Consider the following 14,634-nt stretch of genomic DNA (forward strand, 5'->3'; position numbering starts at 1 on the left):
ACTATTATGAAAATTGAAAATAGAAAAGAAACAAATACAAAAATTAGATACATTCGAACTTACACTAAAAAATGCTGAAAGATATATTCAAGTTGTTGCACAACGATTCAATATAGATGAACACTATCAAGACCTTTTGCAAATTGGACGTTTAGCATTATATGAAAGCTTTACCAAACATCAAGAAGATAAAGGAACGTTTCACGGTTACACAATCAACTTGTTAAGAGGTCGTATGTTAAACTATATCAACGATAATGTTAAAGTAATAAGAATACCACAATCACAACTAAATGTTAATCACACCAATCACAATCCAAATAATCCAACAAGTGTACCAACAATAAACACATCAACACCAATAAGTGAAGAGGGTTCAACAACAATTGGTGATATGTTGGCTGGTGATGAAGTTGAAGATGATAATGATGATGAAAAACAACGCATTTTAACACGTTTAAAGCAAAGTTTAAGTAAGTTGAAACAATCACATCAACAAATAATAATGATGCGTTACGTTGATGAATTAAACGTTGAACAAATTGCAGAAAAACTTGGAATAAGCAAACAAGCAGTTAGCCAACAATTGCAAGTGATAATGAAAAAATTAAAAAATGATTTTGGTGTTAATGATGATAATTATAAAAGTGAAATAAGAATTACAAAAGAATATCAAAATAATGAATACAAAAATTATAAGAAATATGACCAATCAAATAAATAAATAAAAATAATTTGTTTTTTTTCAAAAAGTTAGATATTTATTAATATAACAAACAATAAAAAACAAATTATGAATATAGAAATTAATGAATATAGAAAAGCTGATAACAATGGTAGAGAATTATTTAAAACATTTTGCAGCACGCAAAGCTGGTGCAAAGTAATTGCAGAATCAAAAGATGATTTTGCGCATTGGGATATTAGTTATTATTCTGGTGGTACAAAAATAATTGGTGAAATAAAAGTTAGAAATTATGATTCAAAAGCTTTTCTTGATTGGGATTATGAAGAAAAAAAGCATAATAATTTATTAACCGTTTATCATCAAGTTAAAGCAAAACCAACAAACAAAAATAAAAATATTGAAATTCAATATATAAACTTTTTCAATGATGATGCAATCAAAATTTGGACAACAACCAATACACACAACGAACAACAACCCATCATCAAAAATCTACAAGTAAGTGATGTTGAAGATAAAGGAAATATGAACAAAGGAATCTACAAGTGTAATCTATCAAATGAAGCATTCAGGGGTTCAATTACACCAATACAATTTAATGAACCAGTTGAAGATGATAATGAAGATGATGGATTACCATTTTAAATAATAATAACATAACTAAACCAAATTAACCAAAATGAACACACAACCAACTAATGAAGAAGAAATAATGAAACAAATACTTGATGAAATAAACAAGTATAAACAAAACCAAAAAGAATTTATTGAAGCGATTGACGAATTCTTTTTGAAAAGTAATGAAATATTAGATAATGAATAATTATAAAAAGGCTACTAATTGGTAGCTTTTTTTTATAATGAAAATTCAATAAAAATAACATAAATAATTAATGAAATAAATGCCAATGATAAACACACATAACTTATTTTTTTTGTTCTTACAAATACTTTTGTTGGTGGTTTATATTTATCATTATTATCCATTGAGATTAATTCCCAAGATTCTTTTTTATAATTTTTTTTTCTAAACGAAAACATTTTATTTTCCAAATCTTTATTTTTATAATATACTTCTTCGTACTGTGTAATCATCGAAAATAAAATACCAAAAGCAAGTAACATAATAGTTAAAATAAATAAGTATTTACTATTTATTGATATGGCTTCATCTGATTTTAATGAAACTAACAACCCTAATAAACCAGTAGCTAATGTAGTAAGATTTCGTAAATACTTAAAATTTGATTCATCACAATCATCAAACGCTTTATTAAGTTCATCAACTGATTTTTTTTGTAATTCTTTTTCTCTTTCTTCAGTCATAATTGTATTTTTTTTTAATTTAGATAAAGATATTTAAACTATGTTAACAGATAATGAAATATCTATTATAAATGGTATCTATAAACGGATTGTACCATCAATTGTATTATCGATTCAAATATACACAAAAGATATTGAAGATAGAGATGGTTATTTGATTGGGAAAAAGAAATTCAATCAATATGAATGGTTATACATCAACATCAAAAACATTAAACCTTTCCAGCTGAAAACATTTCAAAGTATGGCAAATAAGAAAATGCCAAATAGATATATCATTAAAATAAGTGGTGAAATAACAAGATTAATTTTTAAGTGATTCATCAAATAAAGTTTCAAATTTCATAATGCATATTTTTTCGCTGGTATGTTTTAAAACTTTTCCTTTTTTATCCATTTTTATTTTATCGATGATTTTAATAAAAATGTATTTATCATTAAAGTATAAGAATTCTTGTTTTGTATTTGGGTACTTATTAGCAACATCTTTTTTTACTTGTTCAATATTAATTATATTGGTAGGTGCTATTAATAGATTATGAATTCGTTTACTAAAATATAATGCAAAAACAAAATACAAGACAAATAATAAAATATTACAAGCTTTAAAAATTTCTTTATGTTTTTCTTTTGCATAAAAATAACAATTATCTAAACATCTATTAAGTATGAAAACACAAAAAAAAGTTGAAACAACTAAACCTTTAAAATCAGATAATGTTGTTTTTTCATCAAATAACCGATAAATAAAAACAACTGAAAACACGTAGAAAATTATAAAAAAAATTAACCAATATCTTAATTTCTTTCTTTTATAAATTTCATAATCTTCAGCACTCAACACTTCAGCTGGTTCTGGTTTACCTTTTTCAAAAAACAATATATCAGCAAACCACCCAATAAAATTATATGAAAATGCAATAATTATAAACATTAAAATCAATATTCCATCAGATACAATTTGAGATATTGAAAAAAATCTAATATATGGTATTGAAATTGACATTAATTCAAATCCTTGCCAAATACCACCAATAAATGCTGGTATAACAATAAGAACACTTAAATATTCTTTTAGAAAATCAACAATATTTTTTAATTTAATACCCGTTTGAATCATAATTAAGCTATTTTTTTGTAAATATAATACAGTTGAACCATTAAAATAATAGTTCCAATGGTCATAATTATACGATACATCAACCTAGATTGTTTATTCATACTTCAACTATGTTTAATTACAAAGTTAATTTATTACTTTTAACGTTCCTAGACGTTTTTTTACAGTATTTTAATTGATGATTTTAAACTTTTTTAAACAACAATTTATAACTAATTGATAAACAATGTTTTGAAACGTTCGTTTGTGTGACACATTTTTATTCTCATTGGTCCTCCAGGGGCAGGAAAAACTATGCTCGCCAAACGATTGCCTAGTATTTTACCGCCTATGACTTTACGAGAGGCCTTAGAAACGACTAAAATTCATAGCGTGGCCGGTAAGCTAAAAGAAGTAGGTTTGATGAATCAGCGGCCTTTTAGGAGTCCACATCATACTATTTCTAATGTAGCACTAGTTGGCGGAGGGAGTTATCCGCAACCCGGTGAAATTTCCATGGCTCACAACGGGGTTTTATTTCTTGATGAACTACCAGAATTCAAGCGCGATGTACTAGAAGTCATGCGGCAACCGCTGGAGGATCGAGAGGTAACGATCTCTCGAGCTAAGTTTACGGTGACCTATCCGTCTTCTTTTATGTTGGTGGCTAGTATGAATCCGAGTCCGAGTGGTTTTTTTAATGATCCTGATGCACCACAAACATCTTCTCCTCACGAAATGCAACGGTATTTAAGTAAAATTTCAGGTCCTTTGTTGGATCGAATTGACATTCATATCGAAGTAACGCCTGTGCCTTTTGAGAAACTATCCGATGACCGTAAAGCAGAAGCTAGTGTGGATATACGTAAAAGGGTTACTGCAGCTCGAGAGCTACAATCCACTCGTTTTGAGAACATGGAAAATATACATTACAACGCCCAAATGAATACCAAACACATCAGAGAGTATTGTGCTCTTGATGATACTTCTAAGCAATTATTAAAGACGGCTATGGAACGATTAAATCTTTCGGCTAGGGCATACGATCGTATTTTGAAAGTTGCACGTACGATAGCTGACTTAGACGCGGCTCCAACAGTTGTATCGTCTCATATAGCCGAGGCGATTCAGTATAGAAGCTTGGATCGCGATGGATGGTTGGGATAGCTTTTTCTTTGCGAAAGCGAACTTTTATAGTTTTTTTATTGTTACGGAGCCACGGACTAAAAGTGCTAATAGGTAAAGCTATTTTTTCTCGTAGAGTTGAGGTTAATAGTTTCAACAACTAGTCCAGATCTATATTTCGTCTAGGTTGGTTGGCTTCGTGCAATACCATTTTAGTATGTAAAAATTGGGCAGCAGCAGCCGAATCTTTTACTTTTACCGCGGTACGCTCTAGCATATCAGCTTCAAATTGCTTTAATATTGTTTCTCGAATTCCCTTTTCTCTCCATGGGGAATCAGGTTTGGTCATTTTTGTGATTTCTCGTGCTAGCTTAACTGCATCTAGTAAGGCTTGGTTTGCACCTTGGCCCTTGAACGGACTCATAGGATGGGCGGCATCTCCTATTAAGGTTATTGGTCCTATGTTTTCTAGTAAGTTTGGTTTTAATAATTCTCGGTCATATACGGGGTATCCGGAGATTTGGGTCGCTTGTGTCGCTGCTATGATTTGTGGAATGGGATCATGCCAAAGGGTCCTGCGACTTGCTTCGTCTTTTAACGCTTGTGGACCTAATGCACTCAAGGCTTTAGCTTCGTCTTCTAACATAGGGAAGCTGAGTTGCCACATGACCGAATTACTGTCGTAAGGCATGATGTAAATGCGCTCGTTACCGTTAGCGGTTTGAAAAACGGTTGCTGAATCCAGTAAAGTACGATCAACGTTCTTTATGGATTGCAACGTACAAATTCCTAAAATAACAATACAATCAAGGTATCGCAATGGTGTTTTGTAGTCCCCAATAACTAGTTTACGTACTGTTGATCGAATACCATCGGCACCAACTATGAGATCCGCTTTCGCAAATTGGTCTTGACCGTTAACTTCAAATTGTAGATTAAGTTCTTTGTTATTGCTCGGTTTGATGGCAATTAGTTGATGCCCCCATTTTACGGCTTCTTGTCCGCCCAGCTGTTCTAGTAGCGCTAAACGCAACGACTGCCGAGCAATGTGAATGTTCGTTCGTTTTGCCTCTTTTTTTTGATCTCGCTGCATCCATTTTCGATTACCCCATTCTCCAATAACTTGTCCGTCAGTAGTATGTACAAGGTGCTTTGTTGATATAACTCCTTCTTTTAAATCGAATATTCCTAATGCTTGAATCGCCTTAGTTGCTTGCTGTAACGTAAGTCCGTAACCTTGTGAGCGTGCTTCAAAGTTGTTGTCTCTTTCATACAATGTAAAGGGAATTGCTCGTTGCATACAGGCAATAGCAAGCGCTATACCACCTATGCCGCCGCCAATGATGGCTATAGTAGGGTAGTTTTTGGTATCTGGAGTTGGTATGTTTAGTGTGGGTATCAGGCCGGTTCCATTACAATTTGAGCAGGAGTAAAGATTCCCTTTAGGAGCAATTGGTACAGGTCCTTTTTTATTGCTTTTCTCGAATGTATCGATTGCTACTTGATATGTTTCTCGCGCTTTCTTGCTGATTCCTTTACTTTTCTTTGCTCGACCTTGACATTCGGGACAACTGGTCCAGTGTGTACTTTTAGTTTCCAATTATTTTGTTTTTAGAGCATAATAAAAGCTGCCTTTATTTTATAATTTTTCTTTCTATCGAAATCGATCAACCATTTAATGCCAAATTTATCGCGAAACATACCAAAATAAGATCCTTAAGCTTTTGTTTAGTGGTACTTCAATAGTGCCTGAAGCTGATAGTTTGTTAAAAATGGTGGCTGGCGGCACTTATTGCTATTTGAGTGCGGTTTTCATTTTTATATATTTTTCCCATAGTTTCGGGCAGATCATTTTATCAATATTTTGGTGCAATAGGTAAGGCAATATGCATTATTTTGTTGGCTTTATGATTAGCTATTTTAAATTGATCATTAACTAAGTCTTTGAATTGTATAATGTTCCCGAAATCTCCACCAAGTACAGGTTAGTAAAACAATAAAAGCTTCCTTGGCATTGCCGTTAAAGTTGATGCGGGGGTTGAATATTGCCATGCAGTTTTTTTGTAATAGTTTTGTTTGGTAAAAATAGCAATTTTTTTAACCAAGAGTTTCTAATGATTGTCATATAAGATTTGTAATCATTATAAAAGAGATTTAATTTAGGAATTCTAAGCATTGGATTGCGGCTAAAATAAATATTAAAATTATTTTTTGAAGTTTAATTCCATGTTGTGATTAGGCTGATGTTTAATTTAAATTAATAAATGGATGTCTGTTATAAATTTGAAGCAATGTTCGATTTAGGTGTTTTGGAAATTAACACCTTGTCATATAGCCCCGATAGAAATGAAAAACCTTGTGAGGGCTAGCGTTTAGCCCTCACAAGGTTTGTAATGGATAGCGGGACTAGTCGTTGTTGAAAGACGAAGTAGTACTGCTCCTGTATATACGATGACCTGCTATTATTTAGAAGAGCGGCGGTCATTATTGTTCGATGGGCGTCTTGGACCAAAGCTGTTGTTGCTCGTACGACCTCCAGCCTCTGGTTTTGGTTTTCGTGGCGCTGATTGGCGTTGTGGTCTTCCTTGTCCTTGTTTTATAGGTTCGGTTGAAGCGTTTGGATCTGGTTCAAAGCCTTTAATTTGCTCTTTTGGTAATTTTATACCAATTAGTTTTTCAATATCGCGCAAAAAGACAGTCTCATCTGGACTAAAAAGTGAAATTGCTTCTCCATTAGCTCCAGCACGACCAGTACGACCGATACGGTGCACATAGTCTTCGGGGATGTTAGGCAATTCAAAATTGATCACGTGGGGCAATAATGGAATATCTAGTCCACGAGCAGCGATATCAGTGGCTACAAGTGCGGTGATGCTACCGTTTTTAAAACCAGCGAGTGCCTTAGTTCTAGCTCCTTGGCCTTTGTTTCCATGTATGGCAGCGGCTTTGATACCGGCGCTTATCATACTTTCGGTAAGCTTATTAGCACCTTGTTTTGTACGGGTAAAAACAAGTATTTGTTTCCAATCTCCTTCGGTAATTAGTTTAATTACTAGTTCGGTTTTTTTCTCTTTGGCTGAAGGGAAAACTTTTTGGATGATGGCGTCAACAGTTGTATTTTCTGGAGTTGCTTCAACTTGTACTGGGTGGTTTAATATTCCCATGGCCAATTTCTTGATGTCTCTAGAAAAGGTAGCCGAGAACATTAAATTTTGCCTTTTTGGAGGCAAGACCTTCATGACACGTTCTATGTCACGCAAGAATCCCATGTCTAGCATACGATCGGCCTCATCGAGTACAAGGATTTCAACCTTGGATAATGTTATTAATCCTTGGTTTTGCAAATCAATTAATCGGCCTGGTGTCGCAACAAGGATATCTACTCCTTGACGCAGTTGTGCAACTTGAGGCTTTTGATTGACTCCACCAAATATTACTGCGCTATTCAAATCTAAAAACTCACTATACTCCTTGATGTTAGCTAATATTTGTGCAGCTAGTTCACGAGTAGGAGTTAAGATTAAAGCACGAATAGGCCTGTGACTTAATTGTTTTCCTTGTGATAATATTTGTAAAATAGGTAAGGTAAAACCTGCTGTTTTTCCTGTTCCTGTTTGCGCAGATGCTAATACATCTTTGCCTTCTAAAATGGGTGGTATTGCTTTTTGTTGTATTGGTGAAGGCGTTGTGTATCCTTTTTGTGTGATGGCTTTAAGTAAAGCATCAGATAATCCTAATGAGTTGAATGACATAAATGGTGTTTATGAAGTAGACAACTATTATGGTTGTTTACTTCTTTAATTTGGCGCGAAGGTACTGCTATTTTTTTCTATCTGCTTTTTAATGCGAGATTTTGTTTTGTAAATAGTATTTTAATAGCCTAGTCTCTTGCTCATTTTTCTTGAAATTAAGATAAGAATTTTAGAGAATTGCCTGTTTTGGTCCAGACTTTCGCGCTTTTTATGGGAATTATTTATTGAATGAAATATTCGTGTATAAAAGCATGTTGTTCATTTACATTCATATTGTCGGTTTCCTTGATTTCGACTTTCATTTTTAAAAAGCGGTGGTCTTCACTTAAAAGGTCAAAAAAATCAACTTTAGTATGTGAAGGACCAAAAAGGATAAGCTGATCGTAAGTAACGATGGCTTCGGCAATTTGATTGTAATAGGTATTGATACTCGTAAATAATGAGTTTCTTTCTTTTTGAACAGCCAGTGTGTCGTTGCGGTGAAATTCCTTGACAATTGTTTGAATTTCAAAAGGTTTTGTAGTGAATTCCATTACATAGGCTACAGAATGATCCATCCATATCCCTAATTGTTTTGTTTTTTTCATGATGCTTACTGTTTTAATTATACTAAAAGTAGATCAAATTTGTAAGCTATTTAGGTTATTAAGGTAGACGCCTTTTAGTCATTGGATGAATGGCAATTTAGTGTCGATAAATTGCATTTGGGAGCAGTCAAAAAGTAGGCGTAAAAAAAAATCGGACGCGAAGTCCGATTTTAATCTATTGTATTGTAGTGTTTTATCTTATTTCAGCAAAAGTGTTACCTTGATTGATGTCTCCTGTTTTATATCCTTTCATAAACCAGTATTTCCTTTGTTCAGATGTTCCGTGCGTAAAAGATTCGGGAACTATATGACCTTGCATTTTTGCTTGTATTGCATCATCGCCTACTGCATGCGCAGCACTTAAGGCCTCGTCAAGATCTCCGTCTTCAAGAATTCCTTTCATTTTTTGGTTGTAATGCGTCCATAATCCAGCATAAAAATCAGCTTGTAACTCTAAAGCTACAGATAGTTTGTTGGCTTCGGCTTTACTTTTTCCTTGTTGCATTTCACGCATTTTAGCCGATGTTCCTAACAAAGTTTGCACGTGATGACCTATCTCGTGAGCAATTACGTAAGCCGTGGCAAAATCGCCTCCTTTGGCACCAAAACGCGTTTTTAATTCTTCAAAGAAAGTTAAGTCCATATAAACTTTTTGATCTCCAGGACAATAGAACGGACCAGAATCAGATGTCGCATTACCACAAGCAGTTTCTACAGCACCCGAAAATAAGATTAATTTAGGTTGCTTGTAGGTCATATTGTTTTCTTGGAAAATTTTAGTCCATACATCTTCATTGTCTACAAGAACTGCATTTACAAATGCTTGTTCTTCTAGTTCTGCTGCTGTAAGTTCTCTTGCTTCTGTTTGTGCAGGTTGCTTGCCTTGTGTTTGTTGTAAAATATTACCAACCATTTGTCCATTTTCTCCGCCAAAAACGTTTAAAAGTAAAATCACAATTCCGATGATTCCTCCACCAACAACTGTTTTACCGCCCGAGGACATTCCTCGTCTGTCTTCTAGATTGTCACTTTTTCTTCTACCTTGCCATTTCATAAATTATTGTTCTTCTTGTTAGTATTTATTTTTAGTTTTTTTTAATGACTACAAATTTAGAGTATCCATTTTACTATTGTGTCCTCTATTACACGTTTTATTATTGGTTTAGAGATGTAATCGTTCATACCAGCTTCTGTACATTTTTCCTGAATTTCCATTTCTGTACCTGCTGTAATTGCAATTACGGGTACTGTTTTTCCAGTAGCTAATTGCCTTATTTCTTTTGTAGCTTCATATCCATTCATAATAGGCATTTGTATGTCCATAAATACAATGTCAGGATTAATTGCTTCAAATTGTTGTACAGCTTCTAAACCATTTTCAATTTCGAAAAATTGCGGAGCAGTCATCACGTTTTTAATAATTGTTTTGAGCAACAACATATTGATCTTATTGTCTTCTACGAGCATGATTTTAAGGTTGTGCAGCTTCGTATTTTCTTTAAATATTTGATTTTTTGCGATAGTATGATCTAACTCATTTGGTGCGTCTACTTTTGCAACAACTTCATTACTGGTTTGCAAGTCTAAATCAAAGAAAAAAGTACTACCAACTCCCAATTGGCTATCTAGATTAAGCTTACTGTTCATCAATCCTAGGAGCTTGTTTGATATGGTAAGTCCTAAGCCTGTGCCTCCAAATTTTTTAGTCGTAGAGCCATCTTCTTGCGAAAAGGCTTTGAAAATCTTGTCTTTGTTTTTATCCAATATTCCAATACCAGAATCAATAACTGCAAATCGAATTTTTGTGCTCGAATCAGTCGTTTGTTCCTGAATCGAAATGTTCAGTTTAATAGTTCCTTTTTCGGTAAACTTCACAGCATTGGCTAGCAAGTTGATCAAGATTTGTTTGAGTCTTACAATGTCAATCCAAAAATAGTTGGGAATATCAGCTGCAATGTTGAGCTCTAAGTTCAATTTCTTTTGGTTGGCTTCATATAAAATCAAATCAATAATTTGTGACATGATTGCTTTAATCTCATATTTTTCAATATGTAGTTCAAGTTTGCCTGCTTCAATTTTAGAAAAGTCAAGAATATCATTCACAATTCCTAGTAATGAATGTGCAGATTGATTGACCGTTATCATGTGTTTTTGCTGGGCTTCGCCAAGTTCTGTTTTCATCAACAAATCAGTAAAGCCAATAATTCCGTTTAGTGGTGTTCTTATTTCGTGACTCATATTCGCCAAGAATTCAGATTTGGCTTTATTAGCTGCTTCTGCGTATTCGCGACCTTTAACGGCGTCTTCGGCTTCTTTTCTTTTGGTAATATCGAGCATGATTCCTTCGATATAAACAATTAGTCCGTTTTTTAATACAGCGTCACCAAATTCTTCTACCCATACAATTTCGTTGTTTTTATTGATAATGCGATAGGTAAAATGAAAGGGCTGGGCTTTCGCCAATTGGTCAGCAGATTCTTGAATTATGGCCTCCTTGTCGTCAGGATGAATCAAATCAGTATAAACTAGTCGATGCTCTAAGAAATCTGATTTTGGATAGCCGGTCAGCTTTTCTATTTCGTCGTTTAGGTATAGTTTTTTAAACGTTTGATCATTTTGAGATAAGTAAACAGTTCCAGGAATGTTATTGGCTAGTAGTCTAAATTTTTCTTCACTTTCGTATATAGCTATTTCTGAAGCAATACGTTCAATAGACGAAGCTATGTTTTTACCTAAAGTTTGAAGGATATTTACTTCATCTTCAGACCAAACACGCTCTTCACTAGTATCATCAAATCCTAAGAATCCATGAAATTTATCTTTGATGAAAATAGGAAATAGTATTAATGAGATCACCTCTACATGAAGTAATTTGTTTCTTAAAGACTCATTTTCAATTTTAGAAACTACTGCTTCATAAATCTTATTATGGAGTAAAGGATCTATTAATTCTTCAAAGAACTCATAAGGCATGTTTTGCAACTGCGGATTATTTTCGGTTAACGTTTTATTTCCTGCAATCCATCTGTATTTTTGACTTATTAAATTAGTATTATAATTCTTTTCATAGTAGTAAGCACGATGCGATTTTGTTGTTGTTCCCATAATAATGAGTACGTCTGCAAAGATAGCGTCAATATTTTTACTACTCAAGAACTTTTCTGTACACAAGGTCATTGCTGCTAGCATTTCACTTTTATAGGTCAGTCTATTTTCAATTTCTAGCCTCATTTTTGATTCATGGGCAATCGCTATAATGTCTGACACGGATCGTGCGAAGTTAATATCTTCACTATCCCAATATTTAATTGCATCAGTACATTCAAAACTAATAATACCTTTTAGTTCTCCATCAATATAAACAGATGTGTCTAGTATGGCTAGTATGTTATTTCTATCGGCATAATTATTTTCTTGTACAGGGGCGATATCGTTTTTAGCAACATCTGACACTACTACTTGAGCGGCGCTTTCTATTTGATCAAAATAGGCTGGAGATTCTTTTTTTGTTATTATTTTACCTGTTGAAAATTCTTTTGTATTTGCTTTATAGAGCAGTAAACATGCTATAGCATCGGGCTGGTAATCCCAATAACTAGCTCTACTTACGCCAATTTGTTTAGCGGTTGTTTTTAGAATAGTGCGTAGTTTAGACTCTAATGTTTCTTTTTTGGAGTAACTTTTTTGTGTGAATTTTTTTAAGGCGTTACGGTATTTTTGGTTTTTAGCTTCGCGGTTGTTTTTTTCTTCTTCAATTTGCTTAAAAAAAGTAATGTCTCGGGCAATTATAGAGAAACTTTTTATGTTTTGCTTGTTGTCTTTGTTGATTGATACTTTTTGAGAAAGCCAGATTGTTTCGCCATTTTTCTTCTGAATTGGAAATTCATAAATAGGAAAATTGGTCATTTCATAATTCGAATAAAAATAAAAGTCTAACACTTTTTTTCGATAGTCGGGTCTAATAAGTTCACTAAATTTAAAGCTATATAACTCTTCTAGGGTATAACCTGTAATGAATTCGGTGTTTTTATTGATAAAAAGGTAATTGCCTTGTTGGTCTAGTTCATAAATGATATCATAAGCTGACTCGACTAGATTTTCGTAGCTCTTGCGTGTTTTAATTTCATTTGTTACATCTTGACCAATACCAATAATCAGGTCGCCAGTAAACTGCTTATCGTGCCACTGGATGTGTTTGTATTCTCCGTTTTTACATTTTAATCTTCTTGTAAAGGTTCGGTTTGGATTAGCATTAAGATGAAATGCTTCTCCTGTAAATTCTGGATCTTCGGTAACTTCCCAAAATTTCATTCCCATTACTTCGTCTACTTTATAACCTAGTATTGAAGTGATAGTTTCACTGCAAAACTGTACTTCTCCTTTTTTAGTCGTTGCCATGATCAACGAGTTTCCGTTGTTGACAATTTCATTCGAAAATCTAAATTTATCTTGTACATTCAACGCCGTTACATGGTTAATGTAGTTGATCATGAACACAAGAATAGCATAGTTGAACAGTATAATAGTTGTTTGTTGGGGCGCTAATTCAAAGAAAAATAAGGTGCCAATAAATGCAAATACATAGGCTGTAAAAAACCAATAATATTTGATAGGTTTAAAGATGGTATAGGAAAAGAAGAAGGTAACTATAAATGAGATAATTGGAATAAGCTGTAGCGGTAAAGCAATAATGCTTTTACAGATTAACAGAAAATAAATAAGATAGACAACAGTGAATATTTCTTTAATATATCTAAAAACAATAGCTTTTTTTGTACTTAGGAAATAGATAAGTAGCAATACAGCCCCAATACTTAAATTGATATAAAAAATATGTTTTGGTCTATCATAAAAATAATGAAGGTTAATCTCAGTAATGGGTTGTAATATTCCAAAAAACAGTAAATAGGTCTGATATTCTTTATTGCGAATAAATTCACTATCGTTTATTTCGATATTCTTGTTGGTTAGCCTTGATTTTATTTTGAAAAAGTAAATCAAAAGTAATGCAAAGCATACTACCGAAATTCCAATTAGAACCGCATCCAATTCGAGAATATTTTGTACAAAAAGCATTATGCTTTTTACTTTTATATCCAATAAAATAGGAGCAAGAGGACTTGTTTTACTCCCAGTAACTGTATATAAAAGATTGTGGTACAAAATCATGTATTTAATTGTTTTCTCGTTAAATATACAACAATTTAATATTTTTTTTTAATATGTAAGCATTCACGGCTTTTTTATTTGCGTTTAATTTTGAGATTTTAATTTTCAGCAATTTCTTGTTCTTTTTCTAAATCAAATCCTACAACTTCACTGTATAAAGCAAAATGCATGGCGTACAAGAACGGAATGGTGAAGAAAATTCCAATATAAAACACAAAAAAACCAACTACCGATAATACATAAGCTAGTAAAATTAAAGCGAATAGTGCCAAAGGTTGTTTGGCAAATAACTGTATACTCGTTTTAATTGCAGGAATGGCTTTTAAATTACTAAAAATGATTAACGGTATAGTGAGAAAAGTCATGAACAGAATTAAATATGAAACGATACTTATCACAACTTGAAATTGTGGTTGCTCGTTAAGCAGCGGTAACCCTGTGTTTACGGTCGAGATTATAAAAGTAGCCAAAAGCAAATCGAATAGATGCTTACTGGTATAATATTCAAATATGGTGGAAACATGAAATTCTTGATCGCGATCAGCGCAGTAAGCCATTTTAATAAACCCAGCCATAAACGGACTCAATACTACTGATACCAAAACGCTAGCGCCAAGAAATATATTCTTTGTGTCTCCTTTTAAATTGTCAGGATTAATATTCTCTGGTTTTAGAATTTGTTCTAACTGGTCTGCGCCAAATTGATTGATCAAAACAATTGACACTAGTATTGCCATTACTACGGCAAATACAAAAAAGAGCAGTCCAGCATACAAAACAATCTTTTTATAATTTTTGAAAGCAAGATTCAGCACGCTGTCAAACGATAAGGAGTACCCATTGCTTTTTAAGTTTTCAATTCTGTTTTTATGTGATGGCATGTTGCTG

At 33.2% G+C, this 14,634-nt stretch carries 12 protein-coding genes and 1 pseudogene; 5 read left to right on the forward strand and 8 right to left on the reverse strand.

The annotated features are described in order from the left end of the window. Positions 1–13: 13 nt before the first annotated feature. The 3 genes from H8R24_RS02610 (at position 14) to H8R24_RS02620 (ending at position 1,511) form a co-directional block, all read left to right on the forward strand. The gene (locus H8R24_RS02610; RefSeq protein ID WP_187016945.1) at positions 14–724 is read left to right on the forward strand and encodes a sigma-70 family RNA polymerase sigma factor; all 711 of its coding nucleotides are present in this window, start codon (positions 14–16) and stop codon (positions 722–724) included. A gap of 69 nt (positions 725–793) precedes the next feature. Further along, positions 794–1,333, forward strand: coding sequence for a hypothetical protein (locus tag H8R24_RS02615; protein ID WP_187016944.1), 540 nt, complete (start codon positions 794–796; stop codon positions 1,331–1,333). Between the two features lie 34 nt (positions 1,334–1,367). Beyond that, positions 1,368–1,511, forward strand: a complete 144-nt coding sequence (locus H8R24_RS02620) for a hypothetical protein (RefSeq protein WP_187016943.1) — start codon at positions 1,368–1,370, stop codon at positions 1,509–1,511. A 32-nt stretch (positions 1,512–1,543) separates the two neighbouring features. On the opposite strand, the gene H8R24_RS02625 is transcribed toward H8R24_RS02620, so the two are convergent. Then, on the reverse strand, positions 1,544–2,014 hold the full coding sequence (locus H8R24_RS02625) for a hypothetical protein (protein ID WP_187016942.1): 471 nt from the start codon (positions 2,012–2,014) through the stop codon (positions 1,544–1,546). 40 nt (positions 2,015–2,054) lie between these two features. Between H8R24_RS02625 and H8R24_RS02630 the strand changes: the two genes are divergently transcribed. Continuing rightward, a complete protein-coding gene (locus H8R24_RS02630; protein ID WP_187016941.1) occupies positions 2,055–2,333 on the forward strand; it encodes a hypothetical protein in 279 nt (92 codons plus the stop codon). Here H8R24_RS02630 and H8R24_RS02635 read toward each other — a convergent pair. Then, complete coding sequence (locus H8R24_RS02635; protein ID WP_187016940.1) at positions 2,319–3,134, reverse strand: hypothetical protein; 816 nt, start codon at positions 3,132–3,134, stop codon at positions 2,319–2,321. The genes H8R24_RS02630 and H8R24_RS02635 overlap by 15 nt on opposite strands. A gap of 252 nt (positions 3,135–3,386) precedes the next feature. Between H8R24_RS02635 and H8R24_RS02640 the strand changes: the two are divergent. Next, a pseudogene (locus H8R24_RS02640) lies at positions 3,387–4,280 on the forward strand (YifB family Mg chelatase-like AAA ATPase); the annotation flags it as partial. Positions 4,281–4,398: 118 nt separating this feature from the next. On the opposite strand, the gene H8R24_RS02645 reads toward H8R24_RS02640, so the two are convergent. The 6 genes from H8R24_RS02645 to H8R24_RS02675 form a co-directional block, all read right to left on the reverse strand. Then, positions 4,399–5,838, reverse strand: a complete 1,440-nt coding sequence (locus H8R24_RS02645) for an FAD-dependent monooxygenase (RefSeq protein ID WP_187016939.1) — start codon at positions 5,836–5,838, stop codon at positions 4,399–4,401. Positions 5,839–6,700: 862 nt separating this feature from the next. Further along, positions 6,701–7,990, reverse strand: a complete 1,290-nt coding sequence (locus H8R24_RS02655; RefSeq protein ID WP_187016938.1) for a DEAD/DEAH box helicase — start codon at positions 7,988–7,990, stop codon at positions 6,701–6,703. A gap of 221 nt (positions 7,991–8,211) precedes the next feature. Further along, a complete protein-coding gene (locus tag H8R24_RS02660) occupies positions 8,212–8,577 on the reverse strand; it encodes a hypothetical protein (protein ID WP_187016937.1) in 366 nt (121 codons plus the stop codon). 193 nt (positions 8,578–8,770) lie between these two features. Beyond that, positions 8,771–9,631: a KPN_02809 family neutral zinc metallopeptidase gene (gene ypfJ, locus H8R24_RS02665; protein ID WP_187016936.1), complete on the reverse strand. Its 861-nt coding sequence runs from the start codon at positions 9,629–9,631 to the stop codon at positions 8,771–8,773. A gap of 56 nt (positions 9,632–9,687) precedes the next feature. Further along, entirely contained in the window at positions 9,688–13,746 is a 4,059-nt protein-coding gene (locus H8R24_RS02670; protein WP_187016935.1) for a PAS domain S-box protein, read from the reverse strand. Positions 13,747–13,844: 98 nt separating this feature from the next. Beyond that, positions 13,845–14,627, reverse strand: coding sequence for a DUF2189 domain-containing protein (locus H8R24_RS02675; RefSeq protein ID WP_187016934.1), 783 nt, complete (start codon positions 14,625–14,627; stop codon positions 13,845–13,847). Positions 14,628–14,634: the final 7 nt, after the last annotated feature.

The organism is Flavobacterium muglaense, assembly GCF_014305155.1.
GTDB lineage: Bacteria > Bacteroidota > Bacteroidia > Flavobacteriales > Flavobacteriaceae > Flavobacterium > Flavobacterium muglaense.

Bases quoted from the DNA above. Each gene is read 5' to 3' on its own strand.
- ypfJ (WP_187016936.1), bottom strand. From the start codon at position 9,631: ATGAAATGGCAAGGTAGAAGAAAAAGTGACAATCTAGAAGACAGACGA.
- H8R24_RS02655 (WP_187016938.1), bottom strand. From the start codon at position 7,990: ATGTCATTCAACTCATTAGGATTATCTGATGCTTTACTTAAAGCCATC.
- H8R24_RS02635 (WP_187016940.1), bottom strand. From the start codon at position 3,134: ATGATTCAAACGGGTATTAAATTAAAAAATATTGTTGATTTTCTAAAA.
- H8R24_RS02625 (WP_187016942.1), bottom strand. From the start codon at position 2,014: ATGACTGAAGAAAGAGAAAAAGAATTACAAAAAAAATCAGTTGATGAA.
- H8R24_RS02670 (WP_187016935.1), bottom strand. From the start codon at position 13,746: ATGATTTTGTACCACAATCTTTTATATACAGTTACTGGGAGTAAAACA.
- H8R24_RS02630 (WP_187016941.1), top strand. From the start codon at position 2,055: ATGTTAACAGATAATGAAATATCTATTATAAATGGTATCTATAAACGG.
- H8R24_RS02660 (WP_187016937.1), bottom strand. From the start codon at position 8,577: ATGAAAAAAACAAAACAATTAGGGATATGGATGGATCATTCTGTAGCC.
- H8R24_RS02620 (WP_187016943.1), top strand. From the start codon at position 1,368: ATGAACACACAACCAACTAATGAAGAAGAAATAATGAAACAAATACTT.
- H8R24_RS02675 (WP_187016934.1), bottom strand. From the start codon at position 14,627: ATGCCATCACATAAAAACAGAATTGAAAACTTAAAAAGCAATGGGTAC.
- H8R24_RS02615 (WP_187016944.1), top strand. From the start codon at position 794: ATGAATATAGAAATTAATGAATATAGAAAAGCTGATAACAATGGTAGA.